The organism is Fictibacillus phosphorivorans (assembly GCF_023715845.1).
Taxonomy (GTDB): Bacteria; Bacillota; Bacilli; order Bacillales; family Fictibacillaceae; genus Fictibacillus; species Fictibacillus phosphorivorans_D.
This window is the reverse complement of sequence record NZ_JAMBOR010000004.1, coordinates 71,050-87,889: the sequence shown is the minus strand read 5'-3', so window position 1 is coordinate 87,889 and position 16,840 is coordinate 71,050. Positions and strand designations below refer to the sequence as shown.

Here is a 16,840-nt window from a genome sequence, read left to right as displayed (position 1 = left end):
TGTTGTCTATTGTGTTCAACATTTGAACATGATATTTTAGTAAGACGAGAGAACTAGAGAGGTGAAAGGTTTCATGAAACGGATAGGAGTTTTAACAAGCGGCGGCGATTCTCCAGGTATGAATGCTGCGATTCGCGCGGTTGTTCGAAAAGGTATATATCATGATTTAGAAGTTTATGGGATATACAATGGTTATGCAGGACTGATTTCAGGAAATATCAAAAAACTAGAGCTAGGTTCTGTTGGAGATATTATTCATAGAGGCGGAACGATGCTTCATTCTGCTCGCTGTCTGGAATTTAAAACACCAGAAGGGCAGCAAAAAGGAATCGAACAGTTGAAGAAATTTGGGATTGAAGGTTTGGTTGTTATCGGTGGTGACGGCTCATTCCAAGGAGCGAAGAAACTGTCCGAACAAGGATACCCGACGATCGGGGTTCCTGGAACAATTGATAATGACATTCCTGGAACTGATTTCACAATTGGTTTCGATACAGCCCTTAATACAATTATTGATGCAATAGATAAGATCCGTGACACAGCTACATCCCATGAACGCACATATATTATCGAAGTAATGGGACGCGATGCAGGTGACCTTGCTCTTTGGGCAGGACTTGCAGATGGAGCAGAGACCATTCTTATTCCTGAAGAAGAACATAAGATGGACCAGGTTGTTCAGAAACTGCAAAGAGGGCACGAGCGTGGCAAGAAGCACAGTATTATTATTGTTGCAGAAGGCTGCGGCAGTGGTGTCAATGTGGCAAAAGAAATTGAATCCCTTACAGGTTTTGAAACGAGAGTAACCGTCTTAGGACATATTCAGCGTGGTGGATCACCTACTGCATTCGATCGCGTATTAGCCAGCCGACTTGGAGCTCAAGCTGTAGAGCTATTGCTGCAAGGAAAAGCAGGACGAACCGTAGGTATTGAAAATAACAAACTTGTAGATTATGACATTACAGAGGTTTTATCCAGAAAACATTTAATCGACAAAGACATGTACAGGTTATCTCAAGAACTATCCATATAACCCGCACAACAGCATCGTATAGATGAAGTATTTCTTCAGTCTGTACGGTGCCTTCTTGCTGCGAAAAAGAGAATCAGGAGGCCATTTATATGATGCGCAAAACTAAAATCGTTTGTACTATAGGTCCGGCGAGCGAAAGTATAGATAAACTTAAAGATCTAATGAACGCCGGAATGAATGTTTCCCGTCTGAATTTTTCCCATGGTGATTTTGATGAGCATGGTCAAAGAATCCAAAATATACGTAAAGCTGCAAAAGAACTTGGCAAAACGGTTGCTATTCTTTTAGATACGAAGGGTCCAGAAATTCGTACACAAACCCTTGAAGGCGGAGTTGCAGAGCTTGTGGCTGGAAATGAACTTATCATTTCTATGGAAGAAGTCATCGGAAACGATAAAAGAATCTCCGTAACTTATCCAGGACTTGTGGAAGATGTTGAAGTAGGATCAAGAATCTTACTTGATGATGGTCTTATTGAGCTTGAAGTGATTGAGATCGGAAACAACGAACTTAAAACAAAAATCTTAAACTCTGGCACTTTAAAGAATAAAAAAGGTGTAAACGTACCTAATGTGAGTGTGAAACTCCCTGGAATTACAGAAAAAGATGCAAAGGATATTGAGTTTGGCATTCAGCAAGGTGTTGACTTTATTGCGGCATCTTTCGTTCGCCGTGCAACAGATGTTCTAGAAATTCGTGAAATTTTAGACAGACATCAAGCAAATCATATTCAAATCATTCCTAAGATTGAGAACCAAGAAGGTGTCGATAACATCGATGAAATTCTTGCAGTTTCAGATGGTCTGATGGTAGCACGTGGAGACTTAGGTGTTGAGATTCCAGCTGAAGAAGTGCCACTTGTTCAAAAGATGCTTATCAAAAAGTGTAACGAACTTGGAAAGCCGGTTATTACTGCAACACAGATGCTTGATTCCATGCAGCGCAACCCACGTCCGACACGTGCCGAAGCAAGTGACGTAGCTAACGCTATTTTTGACGGCACAGATGCAATCATGTTATCTGGTGAAACAGCAGCAGGAACTTATCCTGTTGAAGCGGTATTAACGATGCATAAGATTGCTAGCCGTGCAGAAAACTCACTAAACTATAAGAACCTTTTATCTTCTAAGAGCAAAGAAAGTAAAACAACCATTACAGATGCAATCTCACAATCTGTTTCCTTTACTGCATTAAATTTAGAAGCAGACGCTGTTATTACAGCTACAGAAAAAGGTCAAACTGCACGCATGATCTCAAAATATCGTCCAAAAGCGCCAATCATTGCTGTAACAAGTAATGAGGATGTATGCCGCAAGCTTGCATTAGTTTGGGGTGTTACACCTGTGTTTGGTGAAAAAGCAGCAACAACAGATGAAATGTTCCAGGTGGCGATTGATTCAGCACTTAAAGCTAACGCAGTTAAGCACGGCAGCTTAGTTGTTATTACTGCAGGAGTACCTGTAGGTGAATCAGGTTCTACGAATTTGATGAAAGTGCATATCATCGGAGATGTACTTGCTAAAGCCCAAGGAATTGGACAATCCTCAGCATCAGGTAAAGTAGTAGTAGCGAAAACAGCGCAAGAGGCTATGGAAAAAATGACAGAGGGAGCTATACTTGTTACGGTTGGAACAGATCGTGATATGATTCCTGCATTTGAAAAAGCTGCTGCTGTTATTACAGAAGAAGCCGGTCTTACAAGTCATGCTGCAGTTTGTGGAGTCTCTATGAGCATTCCTGTAATCGTCGGCCTTGAAAATGCGACTGAACTGTTTACGGATGGACAAGAGATTACCATTGACGCTTCAATGGGATACATTTATGACGGCAGAAAGAATGTAATCTAATAAGTTATAAGCTAAAATAAAAAGAGAAGGGATGAAACCTTCTCTTTTTTTATACGTAAACATGTATAGGTTAGACAAAGGAAAAGCAAACAAAGTGAATCTTTATCCTTTGTGAGTGAAAGCGGTGAATAGAGTATGTTTAGAATCTTATTGCTAATTTTTATCCTTGTGCCTGCCATTGAAGTAGGACTTTTCGTTTCTGTAGGACAATACATTGGAATTCCAGCAACGATAGCTATTATCTTCCTTACTGGCTTGCTAGGTGCATTTCTGGCAAAAAGAGAAGGAACAGAGACCCTTAAAAAAATCCGCATGCAGTTAGCAAACGGACAGATGCCAGGAGATGCAGTACTAGATGGAGCCTGTATCTTGTTAGGTGGTGCATTGCTAATAGCACCTGGATTTCTTACAGACATAGCTGGATTCTCCCTGCTGCTTCCACTAATCCGTAAAGTAGTAAAGATGTGGCTCAAAGCGAAACTGTATAATAAATTAAAGTCTGGCCAGTTTTATATCATAAGACGACCATTCTAAAAGCGCTAAAAAAGAACGCTGCAGTATGCAGACGTTCTTTTTTATATGTCCGTTTTCACTAAGTAATCGTTGCTAAAAATGTTTTCTCTTCTTATGAAAGTTGATTGAAGAGCGCAAAGCGGCAGGAGGATCATCGCACGCCCTATGGAAAGCAAGGACCAGGAGTGAAAATCAAAGGCTCTCAAAGGGACAACATTGTATATACGAGTTTACATAAGAGTAATTTATTTCACTGGCTTTATGATAAACTGATAGATTTCATGAAAGAATTTAGCCTCGTATAAAGCACGGATTACAACGAGGAAAACGGGACCAATGATCAAACCGACGAACCCAAACAGTTGAAATCCTGCAAAGAGAGCAGCTAATGTTGCCAGTGGATCTAACCCTATTGTTTGAGAAAGCAGTTTAGGCTCCATGATTTGTCTTTGTATCACAACTACCCCATAAAGAATGGATAATCCAATCGTAAGTGTGTAATTGCCTGTCAAAAAACAATAAGCGATCCATGGGAGAAACACGGCGCCAGTTCCTAAATAAGGAAGAAGATCGATCGCTCCTATCAAAACAGAGATGGTAACAGCATAATCAATCCTCAATATAAGAAGACCGATTAAAACGATGGAAGCCGTAATCGAAATTAAAGTAAACTGTGCTTTTAAAAAGCCAAAAAGAGCTTTTCTAAGCTCGAAATAAACGGTTTTAACTGTGAATGTAAGTTTTTCTGGAAAGATGCCGGTTAAAAACCCAGTTAACCGATACCAATCCTTACTGATAAAAAAGGCAGCCAGAAGGGAAAAGATAAATACAGTAAGAAAAGTAGGCAAACTTACAATCATTAATGACACGCTATTAATAATAGCTTGTGTAATGCCTGTTACGCTTGTCGTAATCCCTGTTCCTATTTTTTCGATGTTGTCCATTACGGTTTCCTGCTGATTGGTACCTAACTTACTGTATATGGAAAGTAAGTCATGATATAGGGGAAGTACTTGCGTTTTAAAATAGTTCTCAAAATAAAAAACGAGTTCTTGAATATAAGAAGGCAGTTCTTGTGCAATATAAGCAAATCCAGTCATCATCTCTTGGATAAGCAAAGTAAGGATTAGAACCAGAAATCCGAGAAGGGCTATAATAGAAATGATGACTGCAATGGTCCTGTTCATCTTAAAACGATTGGATAAAAAATCTACTAATGGATTTATGATAAGTGCAATTATAGCACCTGCGATAAAGGGATAAAGAATGGCTGAAACATAATATCCTGTAAAAATCAGTGCAGCAGCTATGATAATAATGTAACTCAAACGAATGATCCGCTGTACCAGATCGATCTGCAAAGTTCATCACCTACTTTCATATGTCTTGCGTCAATTCTTCAAAGAACAGTAAAATTGCCGGGGAAACTACAGTCTTATTTAGAAAGGAATTTATTATGGAATCATTCTTTTTTTTAATCGGTCTATTAGTAATCGGACTTGTTGCCAAAAATCAATCCCTTATAATCGCTATCGTTTTTTTGTTAGTCTTTAAATTTACCGGTTTAGGTGATAAGTGGTTTTCTGTCATACAGCAAAAGGGTATAAATTGGGGAGTTACTATTATAACGATAGCGGTACTCATTCCAATTGCAACGGGAGATATCGGGTATAAACAGCTGCAGGAATCAGTCCGTTCATTCTATGCGTGGATTGCACTGCTTTCAGGCATTTTTGTAGCCATAATCGCCAGCAGAGGGCTGATACTCCTTCAAAATGACCCGCATATTACCGCTGCTTTAGTATTCGGTACGATTCTTGCAGTTGCCATTTTTAAAGGAGTTGCGGTGGGACCTTTAATCGGTGCAGGAATTGCATACCTTGCCATGAAAATTGTAGGAATGTTTACAGCATAATCCGATATTACTCATGAATTAAGCGTTAACCGTTCACAAAAATCAGATTTTTGTTTATAATTGATGTGTATGTCCCGTTTCCTTTAAATAGTCTTTCATTTTCTTTTCTCTTTTTTTGAGAAGAAAATTGTAAGCTCTTTCTATTTTTTAAAAAATGAAACAATTAAAGGAGAAGAGAGAATAACAGAAAAAAAGGAGAGATAGCCATGACAGCTACAAGAGGATTAGAAGGAATTGTTGCAACAACATCTTCTGTCAGCTCTATCATTGACGATGTTTTAACCTATAGAGGATATAGCATTGATGACCTAGCTGAGTATGCAACGTTTGAGGAAGTTGTATACTTGCTTTGGAATGGTAAACTGCCTAATCAATCTGAACTAGATGAGTTTAAAGCAGAGCTTACAAAAGCGAGTGAACTCCCTGCAGAATTGTTGGAACAAATGAAATCGCTTCCTTTGAAGAACGCGCATCCAATGACAGTATTACGTACAATCGTGTCTACATTAGCGATGTATGATAAGGATGCAGAGGATATGTCTACGGAAGGAAACTACAATAAAGCCATCCGTCTTCAAGCACAAATTTCTTCACTAGTTACGGCATTTGCACGTATTAGAGATGGAAAAGATCCTATATCTCCTAAAAAAGATTTAAGCTATGCTGCAAATTTCTTATATATGCTAACAGGTAAAGAACCTGATGAAATTTCTGAAAGTGCTTTTAATAAAGCGCTTGTCTTGCATGCAGACCATGAATTAAATGCTTCTACATTCACTGCACGTGTATGTGTTGCTACACTTTCCGATATCTACTCTGGTATCACAGCTGCGATCGGAGCTCTCAAAGGGCCATTACATGGTGGTGCGAACGAGCAGGTTATGAAAATGCTTTCTGAGATCGGTGAAGAAGCTAACGTAGATGCTTACTTGGATAAAGCGATTGAAAACAAACAAAAGATCATGGGCTTTGGACACCGTGTTTACAAAAGCGGAGATCCACGTGCGAAACATCTTCGTGAAATGTCTAAACAGTTAACTTCGATCACTGGAGAAGAAAAATGGTATACAATGAGCGTAAAGATCGAAGAAACGTTAAAGCAAAAGAAAGGCTTGCTTCCTAACGTGGATTTTTACTCTGCTAGTGTTTATCACAGCCTGGGTATCGATCATGACCTATTCACACCAATCTTTGCTATCAGCCGTTTTTCAGGCTGGATCGCGCATATCTTAGAGCAATACGAAAATAACCGTCTGATCCGTCCTCGTGCTGAGTATATCGGACCGGATAGGCAGCAATTTGTACCATTAGAGCAAAGATAAAATTATAAGAATAACAACCATTTGAAAAAGAGAAGGGTTTCTTCTTCTCTTTTCACTATGTTTTTTAGTAGACTAGTAGAGTAAATGTATTTGTAGAAATAGGAGGAATTTAGAATGTCTAACGGAGAACGTATTACAGTTGACAACGGAGTGTTGAATGTACCAAATCAACCAATCATCCCTTTCATCGAAGGTGACGGGACTGGACCAGATATCTGGGCTGCGGCTTCAAGAGTTTTAGAAGCTGCTGTTGAAAAAGCATATAACGGTGAGAAAAAGATCGTATGGAAAGAAGTTCTTGCTGGAGAAAAGGCGTTTAACCAAACAGGAGAATGGCTTCCATCAGAAACTTTAGATGTGATTCGTGATTACATAATTGCGATTAAAGGACCTCTTACTACACCAGTCGGCGGAGGAATCCGATCTCTAAACGTTGCTTTAAGACAAGAGTTAGATCTATTCACTTGCTTGCGTCCTGTACAATACTTCAATGGTGTACCTTCACCAGTAAAACGTCCGGAAGATACTAACATGGTTATCTTCCGTGAAAACACTGAGGATATCTATGCAGGTATCGAATATGCGAGTGGTTCTGACGAAGTGAAAAAGCTTATTCAATTCCTACAAGATGAAATGGGTGTTAACAAAATCCGTTTCCCTGAAACTTCTGGTATTGGTATTAAGCCTGTATCTTCAGAAGGTACACAGCGTCTTGTACGTGCTGCGATCCAATATGCGATCAACGAAGGCCGTAAGAGTGTAACACTTGTTCATAAAGGAAACATCATGAAGTATACAGAAGGAGCTTTCAAAAACTGGGGTTATGAGCTTGCAGAAGCTGAATTCGGAGACAAAGTATTCACTTGGGCTCAATATGACCGTATTGTTGAAGAGAGCGGAAAAGAAGCTGCGAACAAAGCTCAAGCTGACGCTGAGGCTGCTGGAAAGATTATCGTTAAGGATTCAATCGCTGATATTTTCTTACAGCAGATTCTTACTCGTCCAGCTGAATTTGATGTCGTTGCAACAATGAACTTAAATGGTGACTACATCTCTGATGCACTTGCTGCACAAGTAGGTGGAATCGGTATTGCACCAGGAGCAAATATTAACTATGAAACAGGACATGCTATTTTTGAAGCAACTCACGGAACAGCGCCTAAATATGCTGGCCTAGATAAAGTTAACCCTTCTTCTGTTATTCTTTCAGGTGTACTTATGCTTGAACACTTAGGCTGGGGAGAAGCAGCTAAACTTGTTCTTGCATCCATGGAAAATACAATCGCAAGCAAAGTAGTAACATATGACTTTGCACGTCTGATGGACGGTGCTACAGAAGTTAAATGTTCTGAGTTTGCAGATGAACTAATTAAAAATATGAAGTAAGCGACAGCCCCTTTAATGAGGGGCTTTGCTTCCACTCATTTAGTAAACGTTTTCGATACTGTTTCTGGAGGGAAAGACATGGCAAACAAGCGTAAAAAGATTTCAGTTATTGGTGGAGGATTTACTGGGGCGACCACTGCTTTCATTTTAGGGCAGAAAGAGATTGGAGATGTCGTTTTAGTCGATATTCCCCAAATGGAGAATCCTACAAAAGGTAAAGCGCTCGATATGATGGAAGCAAGTCCTGTTCAAGGATTTGACGCTTCTATTACGGGTACAAGCGATTATGCTGATACAGCGGGTTCTGATGTTGTTGTAATCACTGCTGGTATCGCACGCAAACCTGGTATGAGCCGCGATGATCTTGTTAATACGAATGCAGGGATCATGAAGAGTGTTACAAAGGAAATTGTTAAACATTCTCCTGAATGTACGCTCATTGTATTAACAAATCCAGTGGATGCCATGACTTATACGGTTTTAAAAGAGTCTGGATTTCCTAAACATCGCGTAATCGGTCAATCTGGAATTCTTGATACAGCTCGTTTCCGAACTTTTGTTGCTATGGAGTTAAACCTTTCAGTAAAAGACGTCACTGGGTTCGTTCTTGGCGGACATGGTGATGACATGGTTCCTTTAGTCCGTTACTCTTATGCGGGCGGAATACCTTTAGAAAAATTAATCTCAAAAGATCGACTGGATGCGATTGTGGAACGTACACGTAAAGGCGGCGGTGAAATCGTTAACCTATTAGGTAACGGATCCGCTTATTATGCACCAGCTGCTTCATTAGTTGAGATGGTAGAAGCTATCGTGAAGGATCAGCGCAGAGTGCTGCCTTCAATCGCCTATTTAGAAGGTGAGTATGGTTACAGTGGCATTTGTCTAGGTGTACCTACAATCCTTGGAGGCAATGGTTTAGAAGAAATCATTGAACTGGAGCTTACAGCTGAAGAAAAATCTGCACTTGATCAATCAGCAGAATCAGTAAAAACTGTAATGAAGGTTCTAGCATAATGACAGAAAAGATTCGGGAAGATATCCCGAATCTTTTCTCCTATTTGAAATGAAAGCGTTATCATTGAAGGGGGGAACTAAAGTGTTGATTGGAAAAAAGAGAAAGCTTGGCCGAAAAATTAATGAGATTCAGATCGGCGAGAAGCTCGAAATGCAAGAAACGATTGAGGATAAGGATCTTTTGCTGTATCTAGGATTAACGAATGATAACAATCCGCTCTTTATCCAGCATGATTATGCGACACTTACACCTTTTAAAAAACCAGTAGTACCTCAAATTATGCTGATGGGAATGGTAACTTCAGCTGTATCAAAATACTTGCCTGGTCCAGGAAGCTCAATCACACAATCAAACTTTCATTTTGTGAAACCTGTTTATCATTATTCAAAACTAACTTTTTTGTTTGAAATTACCGATGTAGACAGAAATAATCATTTGGTTGATATAAAAGTATCTGCAAAAAATGAAGAAGACAAGGAAGTACTGTACGCAGATCTACAAGTTTGCCCACCATATCCGCCTAAACCTATAACATCTCACACGATGGAAAACTTTTAAAACCCTTTCTGATGAAAGGGTTTTTTTAAATAATAACTTCAAGAAGCACGGAAAATGTAAAAAGTGTGTAAAGATATTGTTAAACAAGGATGAAAATTGGGTGTTTTTTGTACACACTATCAAAAAAATAGTATGATAAATTTGTAAAAGTCAGTATAAAGGGTGGGAATTTTAAATGAGCCAAAAATTACTCGTTGTAGAAGATGAAATTTCAATTTCAACATTGTTGCAGTTCAACTTAGAGCAAGCAGGATTTCAAGTAATAACAGCAATGGATGGCAAAAACGGACTAGAAAAAGCAGAACGCGAAATTCCTGACCTGATCATATTAGATCTGATGCTTCCAGAAATGGATGGACTTGAAGTATGCAAGGAGCTTCACTCAAAAAAATTAAATATACCCATTCTAATGCTAACAGCTAAAGATGATGAATTTGATAAAGTGCTGGGTCTTGAATTGGGTGCAGATGACTATATGACAAAACCTTTCCGTCCAAGAGAAGTTGTTGCAAGAGTAAAAGCAATTCTCCGCAGGACCGGTGCGACAGATACTGAAAAAAACAAAAAAGAAAAAGTAGAACATCTTCAGATCGGAGAAGTAGATATCTACCCCGAAAATTATGAAGCTTATTTTAAAGGAGAGGCCCTTGAATTAACCCCAAAAGAGTTTGAATTATTGGTTTACCTGACAAGGAACAAAGGACGCGTTCTTTCCAGGGAACAGCTTTTGTCAGCTGTTTGGAACTATGATTTTGTTGGCGATACTAGGATTGTTGATGTTCATATCAGCCATCTTCGCGATAAAATTGAGATGAATACAAGGAAACCAACCTATATCAAAACGATTAGGGGACTAGGCTATAAATTAGAGGAGCCTCAATAATGAATGAAATGAAAAACCGAGTACTCACGTTTTTTTTACTCGGGATATTATTGGTTTTTATACTTTTAGCACTCCTTATGGGCAACATTGTAAATCATACTGTTAAGGAAAAAAGGTTGCAATTTTACACGGGAGAATTAGGATTACTTGAACAAGTAATGGATGAAGAAGAAGAGTCATCTACTATTAAAAGTTTATTGAAATATGCAGCAAAGGATTTAAATGGAGACATTTATGTTCTGGATTCGAACGGAAACGTAACACATACTTCAGATGAAAATAGTCCAAAAAACATGTCCTCTCATTATTCGGAAAAGCAATCTTCAAATAAAGCACTCATTCAACAATTGGACGACGATAAAATTTATTATACGTTTGAGCGAAATCAAAAAAAAAAAGGCTATATCCAGTTAGCTGTCACAAAAGGTACGGCAGAAGATGAAGAAAGATCCATCTGGATGATGATGTCTATCGGTTTTCTAGCTTGTTTTATGATCATCCTATATGTATCTATTAAAGTTATTCATAAAATTGTACGCCCAGTTGAAGAGGCAACCAGAACGGCAAAAGAGCTCGCCAAAGGAAATTTTAAAGCTAGAACATTCGAGTATTATGGAGAAGATATTGGTGAACTCAACTATTCACTAAATGTTCTGGCGCGAAATCTTAAAAAAATGACAAAGTCTCAAGAATCTCAGCATGATCGGCTTACGACATTGATTGAAAACATGGGCAGCGGCTTAATTTTGATTGATTCTAACGGGTACATTAATCTGGTGAATAAAGCATTTAAAGAATTGTTTAAAGAGCATGCTGGCTATTGGACAGGGCATTTATTTTATGAAGTTTTTCCGCATACTGAAATTAAAGATATTGTAAAAGAAACCTATTTAACAGAAATGAATGTTAAAAAGATTGTGGTCATTCCGATTCATATTGAGCGTAAACACTTTGAAGTTTACAGTGCTCCTGTCTTAGATGTAAAAGGTAAGCTAAGAGGGATCGTACTTGTCTTCCATGACATAACGGAATTAAAAAAGCTCGAGCAGGTCAGAAAGGATTTTGTTGCGAACGTATCTCATGAACTGAAAACCCCCATCACATCTTTAAAAGGTTTTGCAGAAACCCTATTAGATGGAGCTGGGGAGAACGAAGAATATCGCAATAAGTTTTTAACGATTATTTTGAATGAGAGTGACCGCCTTCAAGCTTTGATACAAGATCTCTTGGATCTCTCAAAAAGTGAACAAGGATTTAACCTGGAATTACAAAGTGTTAACGTGGAGCAATTGGCTAACGAAAGCCTTGAGATCTTAATGCCAAAGGCTGAAAAGAAACATATCTCACTATCTCTAAATGTATCGGGTATTCCGATGATTGAAGGAGATGCCCCTCGTCTAAAACAAATTATTATCAATCTCGTATCAAACAGTCTCAACTACACACCAGCTGGTGGATCAATCACTATACAAGTAAACGAAACGAAGGAGCATGTGATACTGATTGTTAAAGATACAGGGATCGGGATTAAAGAGAGTGAGATCCCCCGAATATTTGAGCGGTTCTACCGGGTAGATAAAGCAAGAAGCAGGAATTCAGGCGGGACAGGACTTGGTCTTGCGATTGTCAAGCATCTCGTGGAAGCGCATCAGGGCACAATAAAAGTAGAAAGCAAGGTAGGAAAAGGTTCTCAATTTACAATTCAATTCCCTAAAAAGATAGAGTGTTAAGGTGTACAATCCTATCACTTCCTTAGCGAGAGCTCACTATAGCTCCTCGCTTTTTTTACGTCTAAAAAGTAATAGCAATTATATAAAAGAGTTAATGATCAAAGGAAATCTAATCTTAAATATGGGAATTTTAAAGAAGAGTTAAAATTAGGGGATCCTCATTAAAATAGAAAATGGGTGAAAAGAAAATTTTATGGGTGGAGGTTCATAATTGAATGAATGATAGAGAAGTAAGAGAGCAAACTTTTTGGTTCCCTGGACGTTGGATGGGGGGACTCTCATTAATTATAGGACCACTTTTATTACTAACCGCTTCTCTTCTTAGGATAGAGTTTCATTTTTTCTATGACGCTCAACTTGCTGCCTATGCAGAGCACCCTATCCTCATCACTGCTAGTTACAGTTGTTTTGTGCTTGGTTGTATCCTTCTCTGGCCAGGAGTTATTACTTTAGTAAGATTCATAGGACAGTGGTATGTTTACAATCATTGGTTTAATAGGACGTGTTTTTCATGGCGGCATTGATCACTTAGCCTTCCAGCTTGTAAATGTACAAAGTCTTGAGCTTGCGAAAAACGCAGTAAATGATTCGTATCAAGTGTTCCATATCATTCGTTACTTTAATGGCTGGATGATGGCAGGGTGGGTACTACTTGCAATCGGCGCATATCGTTCACACACTTTAGGTTTAATTCGCTCAATAGCATTGGCTTCCATGTTTTTCTTACCTTTGGGGACTTTAAAAGGCACAAGACTGGAATCCCCATTTATTTTATTTGGACTCTGCGTAGCTTTGGTACCACTTGGTATTAAAGTGTTACGTGAAGGGCCACCACTTTCTCGTAAAGCAAAATTTTGGACGTTCATATTCATTATTGGTGAGATAGCATTCATTGTATTATCCATCCTTTTTCCAGAAACCATGAGACGCTAACGTTGAATTTAGAATCTCATTTCAACATTCAACGCTAACAAAACTATTTTAAAAGCGGGGAATGATCCACTCGTTCCTTCTTTTTTGTTTCTTTTAGTCGACATGATACAATAGATGATAGAGAAATGTCCTCAGGAGGTAACGGACTTGGGAAAAAATAAATTAGTTTTAGTAGATGGAAATAGTATTGCCTATAGAGCGTTTTTTGCTTTGCCGCTGTTAAACAATGATAAGGGTGTTTATACGAATGCGGTGTATGGTTTTACACAAATGCTTCTTAGAATCTTAGAAGATGAAAAGCCTACACATATGCTGGTAGCTTTTGATGCGGGAAAAACAACATTTCGCCATAAAACGTTTGGTGAATATAAGGGTGGCCGCCAAAAAACACCGCCGGAACTTTCAGAGCAGTTCCCTTTTATCAGACAGTTGCTGGATGCTTTTAAGATTAAGAGATATGAACTTGAAAATTTTGAAGCGGACGACATCATCGGAACACTCGCTTCACAAGCCGCAGATGGCAACTGGGATGTAAAAGTATTTACAGGGGATAAAGATTTACTGCAGCTTGTAACACCCGATGTAGAAGTTGTTCTAACGAGAAAAGGGATAACAGAAGTAGAGGCTTATAACGTCGAGCAAGTAAACGAGCGATACGGCATTACCCCTGATCAGATCATAGATATGAAAGGTCTGATGGGGGATCCTTCCGATAATATTCCTGGTGTTCCGGGTGTAGGGGAAAAAACCGCCATCAAACTTATCAAAGAATATGGCTCAATTGAAAAGGTATTAGATTCAATCGATAAGATTTCTGGAGCCAAATTAAAAGAACGCCTAACAGAAAATAAAGAGCAGGCATTAATGAGTAAGGAGCTTGCGACCATTACAAAAGAAGCACCGATTGAGGTTGGTTTAGAAGATACGAATTATGAAGGGTATGAAAACCAGTCTGTTTTTCCTTTGTTTAAAGAGCTTGGTTTCCAATCTTTGCTGGAACGTTTAGGCGGAGACGAAGAACTTTTACCTGAGATTGAAAAAGAAGAATTAAATTTTCAAAGAGTTTCTTCGATTAATTCTGAAATGCTGAAGAGTCCATCTGCTTTAGTTGTAGAAACGCTTACTGAGGATTATCATAAAGCTGAAATTCAAGGTTATGCGATAAGCAATGAAAACGGAACGTATTATATTTCCAAAAGTCTAGCTGAAGGTTCCGATGAATTTAGAGAATGGCTTGAAGATAAGGAACAAAGAAAAAGGATGTTTGACGCTAAAAGAGCGCATGTAGCTTTAAATGGGCAAGGGATTCAACTCAAAGGCATCGATTTTGATATTCAGCTAGCTTCTTATCTTTTAAATCCGTCGGAGTCATTAGACGAAGTAGCTGATGTTGCAAAGCAGTATGGAAAGTTAAACGTTGATTCAAATGAGAAGGTATATGGAAAAGGAGCAAAGAAAAAACTGCCTGAAGAAGATATTCTTGCAGAGCACCTTAGCCGAAAGGCACATGCTATCTTCTCGTTAACCGATGTGTTAGCAGATAAATTAAAAGAAAATGAACAAAGCAACTTGTTCTATGATTTAGAGATGCCATTGGCTTTGGTACTTGCAAAAATGGAAGAGATCGGTGTGAAGGTTAAAGCGGATACCCTTAGAGAAATGGGAACTGATTTAGAAGCTCAGCTTTCACAGCTTGAAAAAGATATACATGAACTTGCAGGTGTTTCATTTAATATTAATTCACCAAAACAGCTTGGTGAGATTCTTTTTGAAAAATTAAATCTGCCTGTAATTAAAAAAACCAAAACGGGCTATTCTACCTCCGTTGATGTATTAGAAAAACTAGAAGGCAAACATGAAATTATTAATAAAATTCTTATTTACCGCCAGTTAGGAAAGCTTAGATCCACCTATATTGAAGGCTTGTTAAAAGTAGTCCATGAGGATACAGGGAAAATTCATACTCGTTTTAACCAAGTGCTGGCACAGACGGGGCGTCTAAGTTCGATCGATCCAAACCTGCAGAACATACCGATTCGTCTGGAAGCAGGAAGAAAAATCAGACATGCTTTTGTACCATCACAGCCAGGGTGGAAGATTTTAGCTGCGGATTATTCTCAGATCGAACTTCGTGTACTCGCTCATATTTCTCAGGATGAAAACTTGATGGAAGCATTCCAAAGCGAAATGGATGTTCACACGAAAACAGCTATGGATGTTTTTAATGTGAAAAAGGACGAAGTAACTTCTGAGATGCGAAGGCACGCAAAAGCTGTTAACTTTGGAATCGTTTATGGAATCAGTGATTATGGATTGTCTCAAAGCTTAGGAATTACGAGAAAAGAAGCTGGAGAGTTTATTAAATCTTATCTGGAGAGTTTCCCGGGTGTACAGCAATATATGAAGGATAGCATTGTAGAAGCTAAACATAACGGATATGTTTCAACGTTGCTTCATCGCCGCCGTTACCTGCCTGAGATCAACAGCAGAAACTTTAATTTGCGAAGTTTCGCAGAACGGACTGCAATGAATACACCTATTCAAGGAACAGCCGCTGATATTATTAAGAAAGCCATGGTTGATATGGACAAACGTCTCCTTGAAGAAAAACTCGAAGCAAAAATGCTGTTAACGGTTCATGATGAATTGATCTTTGAAGCACCAGAAAATGAGATTGAAAAACTGAAGAAAGTCGTCTGTGATGTTATGGAACATGCAGTCCAACTAGATGTACCTCTGAAAGTCGATGTAAGCTATGGCGACTCATGGTATGAAGCGAAATAAATAAAAAACAGCATCCCCAAATCCCTTGGGGTGCTGTTTTTCATAGTAAAGTGTGGTGAAACGTGTGCCTGAATTACCTGAAGTTGAGAATGTAAAAAATACACTCAACCAATTTCTACCCGGAAAAGTCATTAAGGAAGTAAAAATCTTTTGGAATAATATCATCAAGCATCCAGAAACAGAAGAATTCGTTTTAAGGCTAAAAGGCCAGAGTTTTGAAGAAGTGTACAGAAGAGGAAAGTTCCTGGTCTTTTATCTTAATGAAGATTCTCTTGCTTCTCATCTCAGGATGGAAGGAAAATACGGGCTGTTTAACAGTGAAGAACCTGCTGATAAACATACACACGTGATCTTTTCTTTTACAGATGGGACAGAACTCAGATATAGAGATGTCCGTAAATTTGGTACTATGCATCTCTATCCTAAGGGTACAGAGGAAAATCATCTTCCCTTACGTACGTTAGGTGTTGAACCTTTATCGGATTCTCTTACAGCGGGACTTATGAAAAAATTATTCTTGAAAACAAAACGTAACATTAAAGCAGCGCTTCTCGATCAAACTTTCATAGCAGGACTCGGGAACATCTATGTGGACGAAGTATTATTTCAGGCAAAAATCCATCCTGAAACACCAGCAAATGAATTATCCATACACAAGCTAAAAAAATTGAAGAATGCCATTACGGAAACATTAGCTGAATCCGTAAAACATGGTGGAAGTACGATTCGTTCCTACACGAATTCGATGGGTGAAGCAGGGGGATTTCAGCTTAAGCTTTTCGTTTATGGAAGAAAGAACGAGCCTTGCCGGATATGCGGGAACGAGATCGAGCGCATGGTTGTTGCAGGGAGAGGTACTCACATTTGTAAGAACTGTCAAAAATAAACCAATTTTATACTCCTTTCATATACTGCTCT

General features: G+C 38.7%; 14 protein-coding genes. 13 read left to right on the top strand and 1 reads right to left on the bottom strand.

Translation table 11 applies throughout. The features are described 5' to 3' along the window. Positions 1 to 73: 73 nt before the first annotated feature. From pfkA to M3206_RS04975, 3 genes are all read left to right on the top strand, one after another. Positions 74 to 1,033, top strand: coding sequence for a 6-phosphofructokinase (gene pfkA / locus M3206_RS04985; RefSeq protein ID WP_251311390.1), 960 nt, complete (start codon positions 74 to 76; stop codon positions 1,031 to 1,033). A gap of 92 nt (positions 1,034 to 1,125) precedes the next feature. Beyond that, a complete protein-coding gene (pyk, locus tag M3206_RS04980; RefSeq protein ID WP_251311510.1) occupies positions 1,126 to 2,880 on the top strand; it encodes a pyruvate kinase in 1,755 nt (584 codons plus the stop codon). Between the two features lie 135 nt (positions 2,881 to 3,015). Then, positions 3,016 to 3,414, top strand: coding sequence for an FxsA family protein (locus M3206_RS04975; RefSeq protein ID WP_251311389.1), 399 nt, complete (start codon positions 3,016 to 3,018; stop codon positions 3,412 to 3,414). Between the two features lie 224 nt (positions 3,415 to 3,638). Here M3206_RS04975 and ytvI read toward each other — a convergent pair whose 3' ends face one another. Then, positions 3,639 to 4,754 carry a sporulation integral membrane protein YtvI gene (gene ytvI / locus M3206_RS04970; protein ID WP_251311388.1) on the bottom strand — a complete coding sequence of 372 codons (1,116 nt, stop codon included), beginning with the start codon at positions 4,752 to 4,754 and terminating at the stop codon, positions 3,639 to 3,641. Between the two features lie 95 nt (positions 4,755 to 4,849). On the opposite strand from ytvI, the gene M3206_RS04965 reads away from it, so the two are divergent. The 10 genes from M3206_RS04965 (at position 4,850) to mutM (ending at position 16,808) form a co-directional block, all read left to right on the top strand. Next, positions 4,850 to 5,308 carry a DUF441 domain-containing protein gene (locus M3206_RS04965; RefSeq protein ID WP_251311387.1) on the top strand — a complete coding sequence of 153 codons (459 nt, stop codon included), beginning with the start codon at positions 4,850 to 4,852 and terminating at the stop codon, positions 5,306 to 5,308. Between the two features lie 206 nt (positions 5,309 to 5,514). Further along, complete coding sequence (citZ, locus tag M3206_RS04960) at positions 5,515 to 6,630, top strand: citrate synthase (RefSeq protein ID WP_251311386.1); 1,116 nt, start codon at positions 5,515 to 5,517, stop codon at positions 6,628 to 6,630. Positions 6,631 to 6,744: 114 nt separating this feature from the next. Then, complete coding sequence (gene icd, locus M3206_RS04955; RefSeq protein WP_251311385.1) at positions 6,745 to 8,016, top strand: NADP-dependent isocitrate dehydrogenase; 1,272 nt, start codon at positions 6,745 to 6,747, stop codon at positions 8,014 to 8,016. Positions 8,017 to 8,094: 78 nt separating this feature from the next. Next, positions 8,095 to 9,033 (top strand): malate dehydrogenase, encoded by a 939-nt coding sequence (gene mdh, locus M3206_RS04950; protein WP_251311384.1) that lies wholly within the window; start codon positions 8,095 to 8,097, stop codon positions 9,031 to 9,033. A gap of 82 nt (positions 9,034 to 9,115) precedes the next feature. Continuing rightward, entirely contained in the window at positions 9,116 to 9,592 is a 477-nt protein-coding gene (locus tag M3206_RS04945; protein ID WP_251311383.1) for a MaoC family dehydratase, read from the top strand. 175 nt (positions 9,593 to 9,767) lie between these two features. After that, the gene (locus tag M3206_RS04940) at positions 9,768 to 10,475 is read left to right on the top strand and encodes a response regulator transcription factor (protein WP_251311382.1); all 708 of its coding nucleotides are present in this window, start codon (positions 9,768 to 9,770) and stop codon (positions 10,473 to 10,475) included. Continuing rightward, positions 10,475 to 12,205 carry a two-component system histidine kinase PnpS gene (gene pnpS, locus M3206_RS04935; RefSeq protein WP_251311381.1) on the top strand — a complete coding sequence of 577 codons (1,731 nt, stop codon included), beginning with the start codon at positions 10,475 to 10,477 and terminating at the stop codon, positions 12,203 to 12,205. The genes M3206_RS04940 and pnpS overlap by 1 nt, the downstream gene beginning before the upstream one ends. A gap of 474 nt (positions 12,206 to 12,679) precedes the next feature. Then, a complete protein-coding gene (locus tag M3206_RS04930) occupies positions 12,680 to 13,138 on the top strand; it encodes a hypothetical protein (RefSeq protein ID WP_251311380.1) in 459 nt (152 codons plus the stop codon). A gap of 114 nt (positions 13,139 to 13,252) precedes the next feature. Then, the gene (gene polA / locus M3206_RS04925; protein WP_251311379.1) at positions 13,253 to 15,922 is read left to right on the top strand and encodes a DNA polymerase I; all 2,670 of its coding nucleotides are present in this window, start codon (positions 13,253 to 13,255) and stop codon (positions 15,920 to 15,922) included. A gap of 64 nt (positions 15,923 to 15,986) precedes the next feature. Further along, positions 15,987 to 16,808: a DNA-formamidopyrimidine glycosylase gene (mutM, locus tag M3206_RS04920; protein ID WP_251311378.1), complete on the top strand. Its 822-nt coding sequence runs from the start codon at positions 15,987 to 15,989 to the stop codon at positions 16,806 to 16,808. The last annotated feature ends 32 nt before the right edge of the window (positions 16,809 to 16,840 follow it).